The 19,841-nt window shown below is 72.4% G+C and carries 18 protein-coding genes and 1 other RNA gene; 10 read left to right on the top strand and 9 right to left on the bottom strand.

Features of this window, described 5'->3' with window-relative positions:
• Positions 1-37 precede the first annotated feature (37 nt).
• A complete protein-coding gene (locus tag AB0J40_RS30930; protein WP_364459770.1) occupies positions 38-1,171 on the bottom strand; it encodes a sensor histidine kinase in 1,134 nt (377 codons plus the stop codon).
• Positions 1,168-1,842 carry a sensor domain-containing protein gene (locus tag AB0J40_RS30925; protein WP_364459767.1) on the bottom strand — a complete coding sequence of 225 codons (675 nt, stop codon included), beginning with the start codon at positions 1,840-1,842 and terminating at the stop codon, positions 1,168-1,170. The genes AB0J40_RS30930 and AB0J40_RS30925 overlap by 4 nt, the downstream gene beginning before the upstream one ends.
• Before the next feature lie 153 nt (positions 1,843-1,995).
• On the opposite strand from AB0J40_RS30925, the gene ssrA reads away from it, so the two are divergent.
• Positions 1,996-2,363, top strand: a transfer-messenger RNA (tmRNA) gene (gene ssrA / locus AB0J40_RS30920).
• Between the two features lie 717 nt (positions 2,364-3,080).
• Positions 3,081-3,290 carry a hypothetical protein gene (locus AB0J40_RS30915; protein ID WP_364459764.1) on the top strand — a complete coding sequence of 70 codons (210 nt, stop codon included), beginning with the start codon at positions 3,081-3,083 and terminating at the stop codon, positions 3,288-3,290.
• On the opposite strand, the gene AB0J40_RS30910 is transcribed toward AB0J40_RS30915, so the two are convergent.
• The 3 genes from AB0J40_RS30910 to AB0J40_RS30900 form a co-directional block, all read right to left on the bottom strand.
• Positions 3,291-4,580 carry a GGDEF domain-containing protein gene (locus AB0J40_RS30910; protein WP_364459874.1) on the bottom strand — a complete coding sequence of 430 codons (1,290 nt, stop codon included), beginning with the start codon at positions 4,578-4,580 and terminating at the stop codon, positions 3,291-3,293.
• Between the two features lie 85 nt (positions 4,581-4,665).
• On the bottom strand, positions 4,666-5,883 hold the full coding sequence (locus AB0J40_RS30905; RefSeq protein ID WP_364459761.1) for an MFS transporter: 1,218 nt from the start codon (positions 5,881-5,883) through the stop codon (positions 4,666-4,668).
• A gap of 98 nt (positions 5,884-5,981) precedes the next feature.
• Entirely contained in the window at positions 5,982-6,764 is a 783-nt protein-coding gene (locus AB0J40_RS30900) for an IclR family transcriptional regulator (RefSeq protein WP_364459758.1), read from the bottom strand.
• Positions 6,765-6,847: 83 nt separating this feature from the next.
• Here AB0J40_RS30900 and hutH point away from each other — a divergent pair, with 83 nt between their 5' ends.
• The 6 genes from hutH to AB0J40_RS30870 all read left to right on the top strand — a co-directional run bounded on the left by hutH (position 6,848) and on the right by AB0J40_RS30870 (position 14,969).
• Positions 6,848-8,374 (top strand): histidine ammonia-lyase, encoded by a 1,527-nt coding sequence (hutH, locus tag AB0J40_RS30895; protein ID WP_364459756.1) that lies wholly within the window; start codon positions 6,848-6,850, stop codon positions 8,372-8,374.
• Positions 8,374-10,026 (top strand): urocanate hydratase, encoded by a 1,653-nt coding sequence (gene hutU / locus AB0J40_RS30890; RefSeq protein WP_364459753.1) that lies wholly within the window; start codon positions 8,374-8,376, stop codon positions 10,024-10,026. Before hutH ends, hutU begins: the two co-directional genes overlap by 1 nt.
• Positions 10,023-11,219, top strand: a complete 1,197-nt coding sequence (locus AB0J40_RS30885) for an allantoate amidohydrolase (RefSeq protein ID WP_364459750.1) — start codon at positions 10,023-10,025, stop codon at positions 11,217-11,219. Before hutU ends, AB0J40_RS30885 begins: the two co-directional genes overlap by 4 nt.
• Positions 11,220-11,320: 101 nt before the next feature.
• Positions 11,321-12,571 (top strand): formimidoylglutamate deiminase, encoded by a 1,251-nt coding sequence (locus AB0J40_RS30880; protein ID WP_364459747.1) that lies wholly within the window; start codon positions 11,321-11,323, stop codon positions 12,569-12,571.
• Positions 12,559-13,704 carry an imidazolonepropionase gene (gene hutI, locus AB0J40_RS30875; protein ID WP_364459744.1) on the top strand — a complete coding sequence of 382 codons (1,146 nt, stop codon included), beginning with the start codon at positions 12,559-12,561 and terminating at the stop codon, positions 13,702-13,704. Before AB0J40_RS30880 ends, hutI begins: the two co-directional genes overlap by 13 nt.
• 107 nt (positions 13,705-13,811) lie before the next feature.
• Positions 13,812-14,969, top strand: a complete 1,158-nt coding sequence (locus AB0J40_RS30870; RefSeq protein WP_364459741.1) for an NAD(P)/FAD-dependent oxidoreductase — start codon at positions 13,812-13,814, stop codon at positions 14,967-14,969.
• Here the strand turns inward: AB0J40_RS30870 and AB0J40_RS30865 are convergent.
• Both AB0J40_RS30865 and AB0J40_RS30860 read right to left on the bottom strand, forming a co-directional pair.
• Complete coding sequence (locus tag AB0J40_RS30865; protein WP_364459738.1) at positions 14,953-15,819, bottom strand: lipase; 867 nt, start codon at positions 15,817-15,819, stop codon at positions 14,953-14,955. The genes AB0J40_RS30870 and AB0J40_RS30865 overlap by 17 nt on opposite strands.
• Positions 15,820-15,900: 81 nt before the next feature.
• Complete coding sequence (locus tag AB0J40_RS30860; protein WP_364459735.1) at positions 15,901-17,319, bottom strand: acyltransferase; 1,419 nt, start codon at positions 17,317-17,319, stop codon at positions 15,901-15,903.
• 233 nt (positions 17,320-17,552) lie between these two features.
• On the opposite strand from AB0J40_RS30860, the gene AB0J40_RS30855 reads away from it, so the two are divergent.
• Complete coding sequence (locus AB0J40_RS30855) at positions 17,553-18,677, top strand: inorganic phosphate transporter (RefSeq protein ID WP_364459732.1); 1,125 nt, start codon at positions 17,553-17,555, stop codon at positions 18,675-18,677.
• Positions 18,678-18,685: 8 nt separating this feature from the next.
• Entirely contained in the window at positions 18,686-18,907 is a 222-nt protein-coding gene (locus tag AB0J40_RS30850; protein ID WP_364459729.1) for a hypothetical protein, read from the top strand.
• Here AB0J40_RS30850 and AB0J40_RS30845 read toward each other — a convergent pair.
• A complete protein-coding gene (locus tag AB0J40_RS30845; RefSeq protein WP_364459727.1) occupies positions 18,889-19,632 on the bottom strand; it encodes a hypothetical protein in 744 nt (247 codons plus the stop codon). The genes AB0J40_RS30850 and AB0J40_RS30845 overlap by 19 nt on opposite strands.
• Positions 19,629-19,838, bottom strand: a complete 210-nt coding sequence (locus AB0J40_RS30840) for a hypothetical protein (RefSeq protein WP_364459724.1) — start codon at positions 19,836-19,838, stop codon at positions 19,629-19,631. Before AB0J40_RS30840 ends, AB0J40_RS30845 begins: the two co-directional genes overlap by 4 nt.
• Between the last annotated feature and the right edge of the window lie 3 nt (positions 19,839-19,841).

Below are 19,841 nucleotides of genomic sequence, written 5' to 3'. Positions count from 1 at the left end.
GGCCCCCAAGCTCGTGGATGAACGGGAGCCAGCTTATTCACCATTGGCAGGGGAGGTCAGCCCGGATCACCGTCGGTCCGCCCACCGGGCTGACGACCGTGATCACGCCGTCGATCGTCGCGGCGCGGTCGGCCAGGCCGGCCAGCCCGCCGCCGGGGCGCACCTCCGCGCCGCCGTGACCGTTGTCGGTGATCTCGACGACGACGTGGTCGTCGGTCCGCCACACCTTCACACCCGCTTCGGACGCTCCGGAGTGCTTCGCGATGTTCGTCAGCGTCTCGCCGACGATGAAGTACGCCGTCGTCTCCACCGCCGCCGGCGGCCGCGGCTCGACGTCCACGTGGACGTCCACCGGGATCGGCGACTTCGCCGCCTGCGCCGAGAGCGCCGCGTCCAGCCCGCGGTCGCCGAGCACCGCCGGGTAGATGCCGCGCGCGAGGTCCCGCAACTCCGACACGGCCAGCTTCGCGTCCGTGTGCGCTTCGGCGATCAGCTCCCGCACCATGTCCGGGTCCTGGTCGAACTTCGACTTCGCCCGCCCGAGGCTCATCGCGACGGCGACGAGCCGCTGCTGCGCGCCGTCGTGCAGGTCACGCTCGATGCGGCGCCGTTCCGCCTCCGCCGCGTCCACACCCCGCGCCCGCGAAGCCTGCAACCGCTCGGCCTTCTGCTCGAGCCGCTTCGTCCGGTCCGGGCCCAGCAGCGCGAGCCCCAGCTCGCCGTGCAGCCAGCCCAGCCACGGCGTCACCCAGATCGCCATCGGCAGCAGCACGATCGACGCCAGCGCGATCCCGAGCTCCGCGCACGCCAGCGGGAACGCGGCCATCAGGTAGGCGAGGTCACGCCACGTCGTCGCGTCGCTCAGCCGCACCATCCACCGCCGCAGCAGCGGCTGACCCTCTTCGTACGGACGTCGCTGCACCGGCGGCAGCGGCACCCGCAGCATCTTCCCCAGCCAGCTCCGCTCGCGATCACCCGACCAGCGGATGAAGCTCGTCGTCGCCAGCAGGATCGGGAATCCGATCCACACCACCGCCGTCCCGACCCCCACCGCGATCCCGACCACGATCAGCACGAACTGCAGGATCCGGAAGAAGAAGCTGACGATCATGTACACGATCGTGCGAGCCGGGTGCGGCCGCGGGTGCTCCAGGGATTGCGCCTCGGTCATCGAGCCACCAGGTTCTTCTCTTCCGCGTCTTCCCACCAGCGCTCCATCCGACGGCGCTGGGCGACGGTCGTCCCCAGCAGCGCGTTCGCCAGCCGGGCGTGCACCCCGGCGAGCGCCTTGGTCAGCGCCACCGACAACGCGATGAACAACACCCCCAGCGCTGCCCACGGTAGCGCTTCCACCGTCGAGTCCACGGTCAGCCACCGCACGTCGTAGGACGGGAAGTAGTACGCGCCGTCCGGCAGCCACCGGAAGTAGATCGGCAGGCCGGCCAGCGCCAGGCTCGTCGACCAGAACGTCGTCACCAGCACGAACTCGACGATGCCGAGCGGGAAGAGCAGGAAGAAGTAGGCGAGGTCCCGCCACGTCGAGGGGTCCTTCAGCCGGGCCTTCCACCGGTCCTTCTGCCCACCGGCCGGCAACGGCAGGTAGGGGAGATCGATGTAGCGGTCCAGCAGCGCGTAGACCCGCGCCCGCTCCAACCGGGCGGACCCACGCACGGCGAGCACGAGCACCGCGAGCAGGCCAACACCCACCCACACGACGGCGGTCCCCACCCCGGCCGCCGCGAACGTCGTCAGCGCGGCGAACGCCAGCACCCCCAGCGGCAGGTTCATCAGCAGGAACACCACCGAACCCCCGAACGGCGGATCACGCCTGTCGCTACCCATCACCGGACTCCTCTCTGCCGAAGTCCAGGGTCGTCTTCCGCGGCCGCCGGTGACATGGTGCGCGCGGGCATCCTCCCGGTAGGGCTGGCCCTACCCACCTGGACTAAAGAGGTGGCCCCCCGCGTTATGATGTACAGGTTGTGTTCCCACCAAGGGGGTGAACGGTTTCGACTTTGGACGTTGAGTCAGGAGAAGCGTGCCGGTGCAGGCGAGAGACCACCGTAAGCGTCATCGCAACCAAATAAGCGCCGACTCCAGTCAGCGCGAGTACGCCCTCGCCGCCTGAGCGAGTGCGTCTCTGTCGGCCCGGGTTCGCCTCCGGCCCGGGTACCGGCATCAGCTAGGAGGCTCAGCGGTTGTCCCGGCCACGGGGAACAGCCGTGAAGCAAACAGTGGCTGGGCTCGTCACCTCGGCTTGTTCGCGTGACCGAGGGAGCCAAGCAGAGACGTAGCGGACTGCGCACGGAGAAGCCCTGTCAAGACGCCAGAGGACCCGGGTTCAATTCCCGGCACCTCCACTTCGAGAAGGCCCTCGCTCCTTCGGAGCTTGGGCCTTCTCTTCGTTTCGCTCGTGTTTTCTGGGGGTCGAACCCCCAGACCCCCGCCAGGCGGGCTTCGCCCCCTGGACCCCCTTCTCCGGGGCTTCGCCCCGGGCCCCACTCTGGCTCAGGCTTCGCCTTGCGCCCTTCTTTGGGGCTTCGCCCCTTGCCCCCTCCTGTGGTTGTGCTTCGCTTTTTGGCTCGGCTTCGTCCTCGGGCCTGCTTGGCCTGGGAATCAGCTGCGCCCGAGGCCAGACTTCGCCTTCGGCCGGGCTTGGCCCGAAGTACGACTTCGGCCCGCGCCCCACAGCGGCCTTTGCCCCCGCCTGCACCGACACGTGCCCGGCTCCGCCGGCCTGGACACGCCTGGCCGCACCTCTCGCCCCCCGCTTGGCAAGCGAGCCGACACGCGAACTGGCACCGACGAGGACCCAGGCCCCCGCGCACCCCGATCCGAAGCCAGAACGCGGCCGGCGGCGCCGGGTCAAGGCATGCTTTCCCGCCTGACGCGGTGGTGCCGGCCGTAGTCACAATGACAGCTTCGGGGTGCCGGAAGATGTTACGGCACTGCTACCCACAGTGCCCCATCGCAGGCCAAAGCCCTGTGATGGGGCCCACTTGCGGGTGAAATTCTTGTGAGTGTCATGCTGAACCCCCAACCATGGCTCCGCACCCGCGGTGTCGGAAGTAGGTGGCCAGATGACCTGGGCCCGTGCCAATGGCAGCTCCACCGCCAACGACGAAGACAGCCGGATGGGTGTCATCCGAGCCGAAGAAGCCGTTCGGCTTGCCGAACAGAACGATCGAGCCGTCATCACCGTTGCCGGGCACTCCTCGAACGTGCGGGAATGCGCCGAACTGCTCGCCATGCTCGGGCTGGATGCCGGGAGGCGGCACAAGATCGCCTGATCAGGCCAGGTCCGCCACGTGGACCACCTTGTTCCGGCCCGTCGCTTTCGCGTGGTACAGCGCCGTATCCGCCGCGTCGAGCAAGCGCTGCAACGAGGTTCCCGCCGTCGGGTAGACCGCCATGCCGATCGAGGTCGACAGGCCCGTGATCGACAGCTTGCCCACCGGGACCTTCAGCGTCGCCACCGCTCGGCGGATGCGCTCCGCCACCGCGCCGATGTCCGGGTGGGCTATTCCCGGGAGCAGCACCACGAACTCTTCGCCGCCGAACCGCCCGACCGCGTCGCCGCGGCCGCGGACCGCTGCGATGATCGCTTCCGCTACCGCCCGTAACACCGCGTCGCCCGCCAAGTGGCCGTACGTGTCGTTCACCTGCTTGAAGTGGTCCAAGTCCAGCATCAGCAGACCGAACGTCGAGCGCTGGCGGGCGGCCGCCGCCAGCGTTCGCTCGGCCAGTGCGTGCCAGCCGCTCGTGTTGTACAACCCCGTCTTCGCGTCGCGGTGGGCCGCCACCTCCAGCTGCTTCACCAGGACCGTCCGGTGCAACAGCAGCAACGGCGGGAGCACCAGCACCGCCAGGCCCGGCAGCACCGCCAGCGCCAGCGCGTTCAGCGCGCCCAGGCACAGCGTCGCCACCTCCAGGCCGTTGTCGGCCCACGTGCCGAACAGCGCCTCCGGCGTCCGGCCGATCTCGCGGCGGGCCGGGAGCACCAGCAGGGCGTTCACCACGAAGAACGTCACTCCCGCCGCCGCGATCGCGAACGTGCCCGCCCAGCCGCGCTGGAACGCCGCGCGCACGTCCGGGGAGCCCGATACCCGCATGACCGCCTGGGCCGCGTAGCACGAGAGCAGGATGATGGCCGCGTTGCTGACCGTCCGCGACGCCGGCACCCGCTGCAGGCGGTACCAGCTGCGGACCGCCAGGTGCCCGTACAGGCCGGCGACCAGCAGCGCCAGCAGCGGCGGCGGGAGCACCAGCACGCCGGCGAACGTCCAGACCGAGGTCATGTTGATGTGCGGGGTTCCCGACACCCGGCGGCGGATGCGCTCGACCCGGCGGCCGGCCTCCGACTGGGCCACGCCGAGGAGCAGCAGCACCAGCAGGATCAGCAGCGTGCGGCGGTCGACCGCGACCGGGTACGGCCGCAGCGTCAGTGCCACCGCCGCCGCCTCCGTCAGCAGGCAGTAGACGATCACGCGGGGGCCCTGGCGCCACAGCGCCCAGCGCCGTGGCACGAGCGCGTCACGAAAACGGGGTCCGCCGCGCGGGGTTCCGGCGCCGGTCCGCATACTCATGGTGTCCGGCCGGTGACGGAGCCGGGTCGGCCCGAGGCGGCGAAGGGAGGCGCGCCATGTGCGGACGCGACAACTGAGGTCATCGTTCCTCCAGCCCGACCCGGCGCCACGCCCTCGCGATCGGCACGGCCACCGCGGCGCCCGCCGCCCCGGCCACGGCGATGGTGTGCGCCGGGCCCAGCACGTCGGCCAGCGCGCCCGCCGCGGCCGCGCCGACGCCCTGCACGGTGATCAGGCCGGCCGAGTTCATCCCGGCGCACTGCGCGCGGTGCTCGTCCGGCACCCGCCGCATGAACGACACCGTGCCGGTGATGTTGTAGCCCGTCGCCAGCAGCCCGGACGTCGCCAGCAGCACCACCGACACCACCAGGCCCGGCCGGCAGACGAACACCACCAGCGGCAGCCCCGCCGCGATCCCCAGCCAGCCCAGCACGCGGACCTGCGCGTTCTCCGGGATCCACTTGCCGAACACGACGCCGCCGAGCACGCTGCCCGCCGGGTCCGCCGCCATCAGCAGCCCCACCAGCGTCGCGCCCGCGCCGATCCCCGCCGCGTACGGCGCGGCCAGCGCCTCCGGCACGACGTAGAACCCCGCCAGCCAGTTGAGCGCCACCAGCGTCCGCAACGCCGGGTCGCGCCAGATCAGCCGGATGCCGGCGCCGGTCGTCGCCAGCCAGGCCGGCCGCACCGCCTGCGCGACCGCCGCCCGCCGCCGGACGCCCGCGACCAGGAACAGCGCCGACAGCACGAACGTCACCGCGTCCAGCGCCAGCGCCGCGGACGGCGCCAGCGCGGCGATCAGCAGGCCGCCGCCGGCGAACCCGGCCAGCTGCGCGCCCTGGATCGTGACGTTCCGCAGGGCCATCCCGACCAGGTACCGCTCACCGTCGAGCACCGTCGGCAGCAGTGCCTGCTGCGCCGCCTTGAACGGCCCGCCCAGCGCCGTCATCACCGCGACCAGCACGCACAGCACCCAGAGCGGGACGCCGGGGATCGCGATGACGCCGACCAGCGCGGCCCGGGCCACGTCGGCCGCGACCATCACGTCGCGGCGCGGCCACCGGTCGCCCGCGCCGGCCAGCAGGATCCCGCCGAGCAGGGAAGGCACGTACGTCAGGGCGTAGGTCAGGCCGGTCAGCGCCGCCGACGACGTGCGCTGGTAGACGAGGACCGCGAGCGCGACGCGCGCGAGCTGGTCGCCGCAGATGGACAGCAGCTCGGCGAGCCACATGGCCCGGAACTCGGCGACCGCGAGCACGGCGCCGAACCCCACCTTCGTCACGCGTGCGTCGTCCATCGCCGGCGTCCCCTCGAAACCGCTATCCAGTGAAGGTAATAACCGAACGGAGTGGAATCGAGGCGTTCGGTGACAGTTGCCCCGATCGCAGCAGCGCGTCAGCCCGGGTGGCCGCCGATGCGGCTGGTCAGCTCGGCCGCCGTCGCCGCCACTTCGGCCGCCAGCTCCGGCCACGTCTCCTCGCACGGCTCGGCCGCGCAGTGGTGGCGCAGGGTCACGCTGATCGCGGCCAGCGGGCGGGCGCCGTGGTCGAACACGGGCGCCGCCACCGACGCGAACCCGGCCGTGACGTGCCCGTCCTCGACCGACCAGCCGAGCCGGCGCTCCGCGGTCAGGGTGCGGCGCAGCTCGGCGAGGGTACGCGGACCGCGACCGGTGCGGAGCACGAACGCCGACGCCGACGGGAACAACGCGCGAACGTGCGGGGCGGGCAGGTGCCGCAGGACCGCGCGGCCGGACGCGGTCAGCTGGGCCGGCAGCCGCACCCCGACCTCGGTGACGAGCGTTTCCGGGCGCGCCGGGCGTTCCTTGATCAGGTACAGCGACTCGTTGCCGTGCAGGACGCCCAGGTGCGCGGTGTGCCCGACGCGGTCGACGAGCTTGCGCAGCAACGGCCCGGCCAGCCGTTCGAGCGGGTCGTGGCGCAGGTAGGCCGAGCCCAGCTCGAAGGCCGCGATGCCGAGGCCGTAGCGGCGTTCGGCGGGCAGGTGGACGACGAAACCGGCCGCTTCCAGCTCGCTGAGCAGGTGGTACGTCGTCGAGCGGGGCAGACCGGCCTCGCGCGCGATCGCCGCCGCGGTGACCGGGCCCGGGCGCGTGGCCAGCAGGCGCAGGACCGCGAGCCCGCGGCGCAAGGCCGGAACTTCGCTGCTGTCGCCCATAGCCCGAGTCTATGTCTGGGATCCCAGACAGAACCACTCCGTGGGGCATCCCACCAGCGGGAAGGACGATGTCCAATGGGCCCATGCCGGAAAAAGTGCTCCTGGGCTCCGAACCCCTGACCGCCGCCCAGGTCGTCGACGTCGTTCGCGGGCACGCGCCCGTCGGGCTGACGGACGCCGCCGAGAAGAACCTCGCCGCGACCCGCCAGCACATCGAGAACCTCGCCCACGCCGTCACGCCCACCTACGGCGTCTCGACCGGCTTCGGGGCGCTGGCCACCCGTCACATCCCCGTCGAGAGCCGGACCGCGCTGCAGCGCAGCCTGATCCGCTCGCACGCCGCCGGCGCCGGGCCCGCCGTCGAGCCCGAGGTCGTCCGCGCGCTCATGCTGCTGCGCCTGCGGACCCTCGCCAGCGGCTACACCGGCGTCCGCCCGGGGACCGCGCAAACGCTTGCGGCCCTGCTCAACGCCGACATCACGCCGATCGTCCACGAGTACGGCTCGCTCGGCTGCTCCGGCGACCTCGCGCCCCTGGCCGCCGTGGCGCTCGCGCTCATGGGCGAGGGCGAAGTCACGTACCGCGGCGAAGTGATGAAGGCGGAAGAAGCGCTGAAGCACGCCGGGATCGAGCCGGTCGTCCTCGCCGAGAAGGAGGGCCTCGCGCTCACCAACGGCACCGACGGCATGCTCGGCATGCTCCTGCTCGCCGCGGCCGACCTGCACCGGCTGTTCGACATCGCGGACCTCACCGCGGCGATGAGCGTCGAAGCCCTGCTCGGCACCGACCGCGCCTTCGCCGCCGACCTCCAGGCCCTGCGCCCGCACCCCGGGCAGGCGACGTCCGCGGCCCGGATGTGGCAGGCGCTGCAGGGCTCGAAGATCGTCGAGAGCCACCGCGGCCCGGACTGCAACCGCGTCCAGGACGCCTACTCGCTGCGCTGCGCCCCGCAGGTCCACGGCGCCGCGCGTGACAGCCTCGCCCACGCCGAGCTCGTCGGCGAGCGCGAGCTGATGTCCGCTGTGGACAATCCGGTCGTCCTCGCCGACGGCCGCGTCGAGTCCAACGGCAACTTCCACGGCGCGCCCGTCGCGTACGTGCTGGACTTCCTGGCCATCCCGGTCGCCGACGTCGCCAGCATCGCCGAGCGCCGCACCGACCGGATGCTCGACAAGGCACGCTCGCACGGCCTGCCGCCGTTCCTCGCACACGACCCCGGCGTCGACTCCGGGCACATGATCGCCCAGTACACCCAGGCCGCCGTGGTCAGCGAGCTCAAGCGGCTCGCCGTCCCGGCGTCGGTCGACTCGATCCCGAGCAGCGCCATGCAGGAGGACCACGTCTCCATGGGCTGGTCGGCCGCGCGGAAGCTCCGCAAGGCCGTCGACGGCCTGACCACGGTCCTCGCCGTCGAACTGCTGACGGCGGCCCGCGCGCTGGACTTCCGGGCGCCGCTGGAGCCGTCGCCGGTCACCGGCCGCGTCCGGGACCTCCTGCGCACCAAGGTGAACGGCCCCGGTCCCGACCGCCACCTGGCGCCCGAGATCGCGGCCGCCGAAGAACTCGTCCGCTCCGGCGCCGTCCTCGACGCCGCCCGTCTGGAGGTCTGATGTCCCGCGTCGTCCGTGCCGCCCGCGGCACCCAGCTCACCGCCAAGTCGTGGCAGACCGAAGCCGCGCTGCGGATGTTCCACAACAACCTCGACCCGGACGTCGCCGAGCGGCCGGAGGACCTGGTCGTCTACGGCGGCACCGGCAAGGCCGCCCGCAACTGGGCCAGCTTCGACGCCATCACCCGCGAACTGACCACTTTGGACGTCGACGAGACGCTGCTGGTGCAGTCGGGCAAGCCGGTCGGCGTGTTCCGCACCCACGAGTGGGCGCCGCGGGTGCTCATCGCGAACTCGAACCTCGTGGGGGACTGGGCGACCTGGCCGGAGTTCCGCCGCCTCGAGCAGCAGGGCCTGACGATGTACGGGCAGATGACCGCGGGCTCGTGGATCTACATCGGCACCCAGGGCATCCTCCAGGGCACGTACGAGACTTTCGCCGCCGTGGCGAAGAAGAAGTTCGGCGGGAGTCTCAAGGGGACGCTCACCGTCACCGCCGGCCTCGGCGGCATGGGTGGCGCCCAGCCCCTCGCCGTGACCATGAACGACGGCGTCGCGCTGGTCATCGAGTGCGACCCGCAGCGCGCGCACCGGCGCGTGGAGACCCGCTACCTCGACGAGGTGGCCGACGACCTCGACGACGCCATCGCCCGCGTCACGAAAGCCAAGCAGGAGAAGCGGGCACTGTCCGTGGGTGTCGTCGGCAACGCCGCCGAGGTGCTGCCGGAGTTGTTGCGCCGGGGCGTCGAAGTCGACATCGTCACCGACCAGACGTCGGCCCACGACCCGCTGTCCTACCTGCCCAAGGGGGTCGGCGTCGACGACTGGCACGACTACGCGGCCAAGAAGCCCGACGAGTTCACCGACCGCTCGCGCGAGTCGATGGCCGACCACGTCGACGCCATGCTCGGCTTCCTGGACCGTGGCGCGGAGGTCTTCGACTACGGCAACTCCCTGCGCGGCGAGGCCAAGCTCGGCGGCTGCGAGCGCGCGTTCGACTTCCCCGGCTTCGTGCCCGCCTACATCCGCCCGCTGTTCTGCGAGGGCAACGGCCCGTTCCGCTGGGCGGCGCTGTCCGGCGACCCCGAGGACATCGCCGCCACCGACCGCGCGATGCTGGAACTGTTCCCGGAGAACGAATCCCTCGCCCGCTGGATCCGGCTCGCCGGCGAACGCGTTGCCTTCCAAGGACTTCCGGCCCGGATCTGCTGGCTCGGCTACGGCGAACGACACCTCGCCGGCCTGCGGTTCAACGAGATGGTCGCCAGCGGCGAGCTGAAGGCCCCGGTCGTCATCGGCCGGGACCACCTCGACTCCGGCAGCGTCGCCTCGCCGTACCGCGAGACCGAGGGCATGGCCGACGGCTCCGACGCGATCGCCGACTGGCCGCTGCTCAACGCACTGGTCAACACCTCCTCCGGCGCTAGCTGGGTGTCGATCCACCACGGCGGCGGCGTCGGCATGGGCCGGTCCATCCACGCGGGCCAGGTCAGCGTCGCCGACGGGACCGAGCTGGCCGCGCAGAAGCTCGAGCGGGTGCTCACCAACGACCCGGGCATGGGCGTCATCCGGCACGTCGACGCCGGGTACGACCGCGCGGCCGAGGTCGCCGACGAGCGTGGCGTGCGGGTGCCGATGCGGGACGCCGAGTGAGTGCCTCCGGGCTGCTGGCGGAGATCGACGACGTCGGGCGGGACCCGAAGCGCGGCGGCTACTCGCGGCACGCCTTCGACTCGCCCGAGCAGGACCTGCGGGTCTGGTTCGTCGAGCGCGCGCTCGGGCTCGGCCTGGACGTCGACACCGACCACAACGGCAACATCTGGGCGTGGTGGGGGCCGCCGGGGCCGGACGCCGTCGTCACCGGCAGCCACCTCGACTCGGTGCCCGGTGGCGGCGCCTTCGACGGCCCGCTCGGCGTCGTCAGCGCGCTGGCCGCCGTGGAAGCGTTGCGGGAGAAGGGATTCCGGCCGGGCAAGCCGTTCGCCGTCGTCGTGTTCGCCGAGGAGGAGGGCGGCCGGTTCGGCGTGCCCTGCCTCGGTTCACGGCTGCTCACCGGCACGATCGACGCGGACAAGGCGCGCGGGCTGCGGGACGCCGACGGCGTGACGTTCGCCGAGGCCGCGGCGAAGTCCGGCTTCGACCCCGCACTGGTGGGGCCGGATCCCGAGCGGCTCGGGCTGATCGGACGGTTCCTCGAATTGCACGTCGAGCAGGGCCGGGGGCTGATCGACCTCGGTTCGCCGGTGGCCGTCGGCAGCACGGTGATCGCGCACGGGCGGTGGCGGTTCTCCTTCGCGGGGCAGGGGAACCACGCCGGGGCGACGCTGCTCGCCGACCGGGCGGACCCGATGCTGCCCGCCGCCGCGACGGTCACCGCCGTCCGGCGGCTGGCGCGCGCGGTGCCGGACGCGCGGGCGACCGTCGGCCGGTTGGTCCCGACGCCGGGTGGCACCAACGTCATCGCGTCCACTGTGGACCTCTGGGTCGACGCGCGCGTGCCCGGCACGGCGACCCCGGACTTGGTCGCAGAGATCACGCGAGCGGCCGAAGCGGCGGCGGAAGAAGAAGGCTGCCGGGTTACCGTCGCGCGCGAGTCCTATTCGGACGACGTGGTGTTCGACGATTCGCTGCGCCGCGACCTCGGCGAGTGGCTCGGCGGGCCGCCGGAGCTGCCGACGGGCGCCGGGCACGACGCCGCGATCCTCGCCGGGTTCGTCCCGGCCGGGATGCTGTACGTGCGCAACCCGACCGGGATCAGCCACTCGCCGGAGGAGTTCGCCGAGGCCGGCGACGTCGAGGTGGGCGCCGCGGCGCTGGCCACGGTCCTGGAACGGCTGGCGCGATGACCGTCGGCCCGCGGGGGCGCCCCCCGTTTCCAGCCTATCGCCCGGCACCGACAGTTTTCTGGTGCGAGCAGGCCTGGCTGCCGGACGGGATCGCGTCCGCCGTGCGGATCGACGCCACCGGCGGCCGGATCACGGCGGTGGCTCCCGGGGCGCCGCGGACCGGCGTGGTGCTCGCCGGCCTGACGCTGCCGGGCTTCGCGAACGGCCACTCGCACGCCTTCCACCGGGCGCTGCGGGGCCGGACGCACCACGAGCGCGGCACGTTCTGGACGTGGCGCGAGCGGATGTACGCCCTGGCGTCCCGGCTCGATCCCGACACGTACTACCGGCTGGCCCGCGGGGTCTACGCCGAGATGGTGCTCGGCGGATACACGAGCGTGGGGGAGTTCCACTACCTGCACCACGCGCCCGGCGGAAAACCGTACGCCGACCCGAACGCGATGGGGGCGGCGCTGCGGCAGGCCGCGGCCGACGCCGGGATCCGGTTGACGCTCCTGGACACGTGCTACCTGGCCGGGGGCATCGGCGTCGAGCCCGACGAGGTCCAGCGGCGGTTCTCCGACGGCTCCGCTTCGGCCTGGGCGGCGCGGGTGGCCGCGCTGGAGGAAGACGAGCTGTTCCGGGTCGGCGGGGCGATCCACTCCGTCCGCGCGGTTCCCGAGGAGCAGTTGTCCGAAGTGGACAGCGGCGTGCCGGGACACCGGCCGCTGCACATCCACCTCTCCGAGCAGCGGGCGGAAAACGAGCAGTGCGCGGCGGCCACCGGGTGCACGCCGACCGGGCTGCTGCGGGACAACGGCGTGCTCGGCGAACGGCTCACCGTGGTCCACGCGACCCACCTCACCGACCAGGACGTGCGGTGGCTCGGCGAGTTCCGGGTCGGGGCGTGCTTCTGCCCGACCACCGAACGCGACCTCGGCGACGGCATCGGCCCGGCCCGCGCCCTGCGGGACGCCGGGGTGCGGCTGAGCATCGGCAGCGACAGCAACGCCGTCGTCGACGCCTTCGAGGAGACACGCGCGCTGGAGCTGGACGACCGGCTGGCCAGCGAGGAGCGCGGCCGGTTCAGCGCCGAAGAACTCCTCGAAGCGGGCACGGACCACGCGGCGATCGGCTGGGACGGGGTCGGCGCGATCGTCGAGGGGGCGGGCGCGGACCTCGTCACCGTCGGCCTGGACTCGGTCCGGACGGCGGGTATCGAGCCGTCCGGGGTCCTGTTCGCGGCCTCCGGCGCGGACGTCCGGCACGTCGTCGTCGCCGGCCGCGAGGTCGTGCGGGATGGTGCCCACCTGCTCATCGACCGTCCGGAAACCCTGCTGGCGAAGGAGATCGAGGCACTGTGGCAGTCCTGATCACGGGCATCGGCGAACTCACGACCAACGATCCCGAGCTGGGCCGGCTGACCGACGCGGCACTGGTCGTGGACCACGACAGGATCGCCTGGGTGGGCGCGGCGAAGAGCGCGCCGGACGCCGACGAGCGCGTCGACGTCGAAGGCCGCGCGGTGCTGCCCGGCTGGGTCGACAGCCACACGCACCTCGTCTTCGCCGGCGACCGCACCGCGGAGTTCGAGGCGCGGATGGCCGGAAAGCCCTACACGGCAGGCGGAATCGCGATCACGGTCGGCGCGACGCGCGATGCGTCCGACGAGCAGCTGGCCGCGAACCTGCGCCGGCACGTCGATGAAGCAGCGAGCCAGGGGACGACGTGCCTGGAGACGAAGACGGGTTACGGGCTGACTGTCGCGGACGAAGCCCGCAGCGCCCGGATCGCCGGGGAGGTCGCCGACGAGGTGACGTTCCTCGGCGCGCACCTCGTGCCGCCGGGCGCCGACGCGGAGTCCTATGTGGACCTGGTATGCGGCGAGATGCTCGACGCCGTAGCGGAAAGCGTGCGCTGGGCGGACGTCTTCTGCGAGACCGGGGCGTTCGACGAAGCCCAGTCGGCGCGCGTGCTGAAGGCCGCGGCCGGGCGCGGGCTCGGCCTGCGGGTGCACGGCAACCAGCTCGGCGAAGGTCCCGGTGTCCGGCTGGCGGTGGAGCTGGGCGCGGCGAGCGTCGACCACTGCACGTACCTCTCGGACGCCGATGTGGCGGCCTTGGCCGGTTCCGAAACCGTGGCGACTTTGCTGCCGGCGTGCGACCTGTCGACCCGGCAGGCGTTGGCGCCGGCGCGGCGGCTCCTCGACGCGGGCGCGACGGTCGCGCTGGCCAGCAACGCCAACCCGGGCAGCTCGTACACGACGTCGATGGCGTTCTGCGTCGCGACGGCGGTGCTGCAGATGCGGATGACGATCGAGGAAGCGGTCTGGGCGGCGACCGCGGGCGGCGCGCGGGCGTTGCGCCGCGACGACGTGGGCGTCCTGCGGCCCGGTTCGCGGGCGGACGTCCACGTCCTCGACGCGCCTTCGGTGACGCACCTGGCCTACCGGCCGGGGCTGCCGCTGACGAAATGGGTGTGGCGGGCCGGAGATCGGGTGCGCTAACGTCGGACGCGAGGACGCGCGAAGACACAGTCCGGTATGGGTTAGTCCGGGCAAGTTGAGCAGGCTTACCTGTGCGTCCCTTCCTCGGAAGCGACGAAGGGACAGCTGTGTCTGTGATCATCATCGGTGCCGGTCTGGGTGGCCTGAGCCTCGCGCAGGGACTGCGGCGTGCCGGCATCCCGTGCCGGGTCTACGAACGCGACGAGTCGGCGGGCGCGCGGAAGCAGGGCTACCGGCTGCACATCAGCGGCGTCGGCGATGCGGCGCTCGGCGAAGTCCTGCGCCCGGAGCTGCACGAGCTCTTCCGCGCCACGGCGGGCCGGGCGTTGCCGCACACGAACGTCTACGACGACCGGTTGAAGCTGCTCACCCGCCTGCAGGATGAAGGCACGCACCTCAACGTCAACCGCTTCACCCTGCGGCAGATCCTGCTGCACGGCCAGGAAGTCGCGTACGGCAAGCGGTTCACGCACTACGAGACCGACGAAGACGGCGTGACAGCGCACTTCGCCGACGGGACCTCCGCGCGCGGCAGCCTGCTCGTGGGAGCGGACGGCATCAACTCGCCGGTGCGGCGGCAGTACCTGCCGCACGCGCGGGTCGTCGACGCCGGGCTCGTGCACCTCTACGGCCGGATCCCGCTCACCGCGGAAACCCGGGCGCTGTTCGAGCCGGAGATGTTCGCGGTGTTCTCCATGATGCTCGGCCCGGACCGCACGATGGCCGGGTTCGCACCCGTCGACTACCCCGAACCGGTCGCCGACGCGTGCGCGCGGCTGGTGCCGGACCTGCGGTTGCGCGACGACCGGCCGTACATGACCTGCTCGGTCGGGGCCCGCTGGGAAGTGGTCGGCCACTCCGAGGCCGAACTCGCCGCGATGACCCCCGGTGACCTGCGGAAGATCGCGCTCGGCCTGGTCGACGGCTGGCACCCCCTGGCCCGCGCGATGGTCGGGCACTGGGACGTCCCGGCCACGTTCCCGCAGCCGATCCGGACGAGCGTGCCGGTCGGGCCGTGGGAACCGTCGCGCGTGACGCTCGTCGGCGACGCCGTCCACGCGATGAGCCCGGCCGGCGGCGCGGGCGCCAACACCGCGTTGCGCGATGGTGCGGCGTTGGCGTCCGCGCTGGCCGGCGCCCCGCTGCTCGAAGCCGTGGCGGCCTACGAAACGGCAATGCGGGACTACGGGTTCGCCGCGGTACGGGAGTCCGCCGAGAACGGGTACCGGTACCTCGGACAGAACCCGCTCACAGCGGCAGGGTGAACGGCGTGCAGGCCGGCGGGTAGGACGAGTCCAGCGCGTGCAGGATCAGCCCGGTGACGTTCGGGTCGATCGCCTGGCTCAGGTGGCCCGCCGCGTCGGAGCCGCAGAAGTCCTGCAGCACGATGTCCGTCGTGCCCGGCTCGGCCAGGACGCCGCTCGTGTACGGGGTCACGACCTCGTCGTACTTGCTCACGATGCTCGTGTACGTCGGCCCGGCGACGTGGACGCCGCCGCGGGCGAGGTCGTCCAGGAACGCCGACGGCGCCAGGTACTCCGTGCACGCGCCGCAGGCGGTCCGGACGACCGCGCCGAGCCCGGGGACGGTGGTCAGCAGGGCCTTGGCGAGTGCGTCGAGGCCGCCGAGCGTGGTGCCCCGGTAGTTCGCGCCGAAGCCGACGAAGTGCGCGACCTTCGCCGCGCCGCCGCCGTACTTCAGGTAGTACGCGGGCATCGTGCTGCCCTCGGAATGGCCGACGATGTCGACCTTCGCCGCGCCGGTGGCCGCCCGGACCCGGTCGACGAACCGGCCGAGCTGCGCGGCGCTGTCCCGCATGGACGCGAGCCCGCCGACGCCGGGGCCGAGCACGCCGGTGCCATACGTCAGCGAGAAGACGCAGTAGCCCTCGGCGGCGATCTTCGGGGCGTGGAAGAACCAGTTGACCGAGTCGTTCGCGCCGAGGCCGTGCACGAGCACGACGGGCTCCGGGTGGGCGGTCGCCGGACGGCAGCCCCAGTCGTTCCAGCCGCTGCTCGGCGCCGCGTCCGCGACCGCCGGCGCGACCGCGCCGAAGGTGAGCGCCGCGGCGAGCACCGCCAGGGTTCGCTTGACACCGCCGTTGGTGACCCGCATTCCGTTGCCTCCAGTTACCCGTCAGTACGTGACGCAGCTCATGATCGGTCACATCGGGATGGAGGCCACCTGGGAAGACACTCAGAGTTGGCCGGTCTTCGTTGTGACGGATGACAACGCGTTCGTACGGACCCCGACGACGATCCCGGTCAACGCCACCAACCCGCAGAGCCACGCGAACCAGTCGCCGAACCGGGCGTACGGTGTCCTGCCCTGGCCGATCGGGACGTCGGCGACCACCACCGTGAACGGGCTGCCGCCGGTGTGGGCGTCGGCCGGCACGTGCCCCTCGGCGTCCGCCAGCATCGGCGTTCCGCGGGCCGCGCTCCACGCCACCGAGAACCCGTTTTCGACGCCGCGGATCAGCGCCGTGCGGCTGTGCGCCCAGCCGTCGACGTCCTCGTCGGAGGCCGGGATGAGCACCAGGCCCGTGCCCGCCTTGCCGTATTCGCCGCTGGGGTCGGCGAAGTTGACGTCCATGCACACCATCAGCCCGATCCCGGCGAGGTGCGCGAGCTGGGTGCCGGAGGCGATGTTCGGCGAACCCCCGTTGTGCCACTTGTGGTATTCGACCGGCGGGCCGGTCGGGGGCACGGCGAGCGCCGCGTTGAAGCGGCCTTCCGGGGTGGTGTCGAGGACGCCGGTGACGACGTCGAGGTTGCGCGTGCGGGCGACTTCGGTGAACGCCTCGACGAGCCGTGGCCGGCTGGTCTGGTCCACCGCGAAGGCCGCCTCGGGGAGCACGACGGCCTGGACGCCGTCCGGCAGCCGGCCGATCCGGTCCACATAGGACCGGACGAGGGCCTGGCCGTCCGGGGTGGCGACGTCGACCGCCCAGCGGCTCTGCCCGGGGGCGACCAGGGCGATCCGCGCCGACGGTCCCGTGCGGGCCGGCGTGCTCAAGAAGACCAGCGCGCCGAGCGCGGCGGCGACGGCGACCAGCCCGCTCAGCCGGGCGAAGCCGCGGACCCCCGGCGCGAGCGCGGCGGCGACCGCGGCCGGGACGAACAGCACGAGGAACTCCACGCCCCAGCCGCCGGTGACCGCGGCGAGCCGCAGCACGGACGGCCGGTCGGCCTGGGTGGTCATCAGGGTGTCCATCAGGCCGGTCGGGTTGAGCAGCGAGACGCCGTAGAGCACGACGGTCCACAACGCGGGCGCGGCGAAGGCCGCCAGAACGCGGTTCCCGCGGCGGACCAGGAGCCGGAAGAGCCCGACCGTCAGCGCGAACAGCAGCGCGCTGCCGCCCAGGATCGCGATCGCCGCCGGACGCGGAACCGCCAGGGAGTGCCAGAAGTAGCTCCAGCTGCCGGTGCTGCCGGCGAGGTAGGCGGTGAACGCGCTGCCGAGCGCGGCCGCGCCGGGAATCCGGGGCGCCAGCAGCAGGACCGGCAACGGCGCCAGCCAGGCCAGTTCGGGGACGGGGTCCAGACCGGTCCCGAAGAAGAACAACACCGCCGACGCCACCGTCGCGACGACCGCCCACCCCAGTTTGTTCATCGCTGCCCCTTCCGCTGGTTTCGACCGTCGCACCCGGCGGCGGGCGGAGCACTGGGCCAGGCCCCCGGTTCGCCGGTCGGGGCAGCCCTACCCTCGCCGGAAATGCCGGTTATGCCGGGAAAGCGCTTACGGGTTCATTGAGAGTTCAGTCAGCCGTCACGCGCTCGGGACCGGGGCCGGGGCACCACGCCAGTAGCGTTTTTCGCAGCGACTTCGGGACGGGAGAGCCACCCATGGACTTCTCACTGATCGTGCTGGTGGTGATCGTCGCGGCGCTCGCCTTCGACTTCACCAACGGCTTCCACGACACGGCCAACGCGATGGCCACCTCGATCGCCACCGGCGCGCTCAAGCCGCGGGTCGCGGTCGCCGTGTCCGCGGTGCTGAACCTCGTCGGCGCGTTCCTCTCGGTCGAGGTCGCCAAGACGATCTCCGGCGGGATCGTCGACGACACGAAGGTGACGCCGGTGATCATCTTCGCCGGCCTGGTCGGGGCCATCGTGTGGAACCTGGTGACCTGGCTCATCGGGCTGCCGTCGAGTTCGTCGCACGCCCTCTTCGGCGGCCTGATCGGCGCCACCTGGATCGCCTCGGGCGCCGACGCCGTGCACTTCGGGAAGGTCGTCGAGAAGGTCCTCATCCCCGCGCTCGCCTCGCCGATCGTCGCCGGGATCGTCGCGACGCTCGGCACCTTCCTCGTCTACCGGATCACCGCCCGGGCGAAGCAGGACACGGTGGGCCGGACGTTCAAGGCCGGCCAGATCGCGTCCGCCTCGCTGGTCTCGCTCGCGCACGGCACGAACGACGCGCAGAAGACCATGGGGGTCATCACGCTGACGCTGATCGCGTCCGGTTCGCTCGCGCCGAACTCGGGCCCGCCGCTGTGGGTGATCCTCACCGCGGGCACCGCGATCGCGCTCGGCACCTACCTCGGCGGCTGGCGGATCATCCAGACGATGGGCAAGAAGCTCACGGAAATCCAGACCCCGCAAGGCTTCGCGGCCGAGACGAGCGCCGCCGCCGTCATCCTGACGTCGGCGCACCTCGGGTTCGCGCTGTCCACCACGCACGTCTGCTCGGGCGGCATCATCGGCTCCGGCCTCGGCCGCAAGCTCGCCGAGGTCCGCTGGGGCGTCGCGGGCCGGATGGTGCTCGCCTGGGCGCTGACGCTGCCGGCCGCCGCGATCGTCGGCGCCGTCGCCGCCGAGGTCTCGACGCTCGGGACCTGGGGCACCGTCCTGGTCGGCCTCGCCGGGGTCGTCGTCGCGCTGGGCATCTACCTGGCGTCGAAGCGGAACCCGGTCAACGCCCACTCCATCACCGAGTCCGCGCCGGCCGCGCAGCCGGCCAACGCCTGAGGAGCGCCGTGAACATCAACTGGGGCTCCCTGGGCCTGGTCTTCCTCGTCGCGCTGGGTTCGGTCGTCGTGCTGGCGAGTCTCTTCTCCTTCGGGGTGGTGGGGCTCTCCCAGCGCGACTCGGCCCGCGAGACCGGCGCCTCGGGCACGGGCCCGCTGGCCGGCGCGGTCATCTGCTTCGCGCTGTGCGCGGCGATCGTCGGCTACGGGATCTACTTGATCGTCGCCTGAGCGCGCTCCCGGAACCCGCCCGGGAGCGCGCCGAGCATCGGCTTCAGCGTCGCGCGGCGGGCGTCGCTCAGGTGGCTCAGCAGGTCCAGCGCCGGGATCCAGAGGTCCTCGTCGGCGCCGGCGGCGGTGACCACCCTGCCGAGCCGGTGGGCCGGGAGCAGGCCGACGACGTGGTCGACGCGGCGCTTGTCGTCGAGCACGAACGCGATCCGCAGCAGGCCGGGGTCGTCGATCTCGTCGAGGGCCCGCCGCACGGTCGGGTCGGGCAGGTGCCCGACGAACCGGCCGAGGGTGATCCAGTCCTCCTTGCGCGCCAGCTCGTTCGCGACGGCGAGCACGGTGTCGAGGGGGATGCGGGAGATGATCGCGCTCGCCCGCCGCGGGTCGAGCTCGGCCGCGACCTCGGCGAGGAACCGCGGGTGCAGCCGCTTGGCGACGTCGACGCCCCGCGCGACGTCGACCACCCCGGCGATCCGGGCGCACAGCAGCGGGCCGAACACCTTCTCGGCGATCTTGGCGAGCACGCCGCCGGGCAGCAGCCGCGCGGCCAGCGCCATCCGCTGCAGCACGGCGATGTTCGCGTCGAACAGCGTGTCGGTGACCTGCTCGCGGAACGCCTGGAGGTCACCGGGGTCGACGCGGGCCAGGTACGCCAGCCGCGCGGGCTCGACGTCGAGGACGCGGGCGAGCTTGAGGATCTCGGCTTCGGCCGCGTAGTTCGTCACAGTCCGACTGCCTTCCGGACCGCGCCGCGCAGCAACGCGGGGACGTACCGCAGGCCCTCCTCGCCCGCTTCGGCGAGCGCTTTCGCCTGCCGCCTGCGCGCGTCGCGCAGAGCGTCGGCGAGGTCCTGCCGCTCGTGTTCTTCGAGGGCCTCGATGCCGCCGGGGAGGGTGCCGCCCAGCTGTTCGGCGAGTGTGCGCTCGGCCATGGT

Source organism: Amycolatopsis sp. NPDC049691, assembly GCF_040675005.1.
In the GTDB taxonomy this organism is placed as follows: Bacteria; Actinomycetota; Actinomycetes; order Mycobacteriales; family Pseudonocardiaceae; genus Amycolatopsis.
The sequence above is the reverse complement of the archived record's forward strand: the minus strand, read 5'-3'. Positions and strand labels throughout refer to the sequence as shown.

Excerpts from the sequence above, each read along its gene's own strand:
- AB0J40_RS30910 (WP_364459874.1), bottom strand. The coding sequence starts at position 4,580 with ATGCGGACCGGCGCCGGAACCCCGCGCGGCGGACCCCGTTTTCGTGAC.
- hutH (WP_364459756.1), top strand. The coding sequence starts at position 6,848 with ATGCCGGAAAAAGTGCTCCTGGGCTCCGAACCCCTGACCGCCGCCCAG.
- AB0J40_RS30905 (WP_364459761.1), bottom strand. The coding sequence starts at position 5,883 with ATGGACGACGCACGCGTGACGAAGGTGGGGTTCGGCGCCGTGCTCGCG.
- AB0J40_RS30925 (WP_364459767.1), bottom strand. The coding sequence starts at position 1,842 with ATGGGTAGCGACAGGCGTGATCCGCCGTTCGGGGGTTCGGTGGTGTTC.
- AB0J40_RS30860 (WP_364459735.1), bottom strand. The coding sequence starts at position 17,319 with ATGAACAAACTGGGGTGGGCGGTCGTCGCGACGGTGGCGTCGGCGGTG.
- AB0J40_RS30915 (WP_364459764.1), top strand. The coding sequence starts at position 3,081 with ATGACCTGGGCCCGTGCCAATGGCAGCTCCACCGCCAACGACGAAGAC.
- AB0J40_RS30840 (WP_364459724.1), bottom strand. The coding sequence starts at position 19,838 with ATGGCCGAGCGCACACTCGCCGAACAGCTGGGCGGCACCCTCCCCGGC.
- AB0J40_RS30900 (WP_364459758.1), bottom strand. The coding sequence starts at position 6,764 with ATGGGCGACAGCAGCGAAGTTCCGGCCTTGCGCCGCGGGCTCGCGGTC.
- AB0J40_RS30930 (WP_364459770.1), bottom strand. The coding sequence starts at position 1,171 with ATGACCGAGGCGCAATCCCTGGAGCACCCGCGGCCGCACCCGGCTCGC.
- AB0J40_RS30865 (WP_364459738.1), bottom strand. The coding sequence starts at position 15,819 with ATGCGGGTCACCAACGGCGGTGTCAAGCGAACCCTGGCGGTGCTCGCC.
- hutU (WP_364459753.1), top strand. The coding sequence starts at position 8,374 with ATGTCCCGCGTCGTCCGTGCCGCCCGCGGCACCCAGCTCACCGCCAAG.
- AB0J40_RS30855 (WP_364459732.1), top strand. The coding sequence starts at position 17,553 with ATGGACTTCTCACTGATCGTGCTGGTGGTGATCGTCGCGGCGCTCGCC.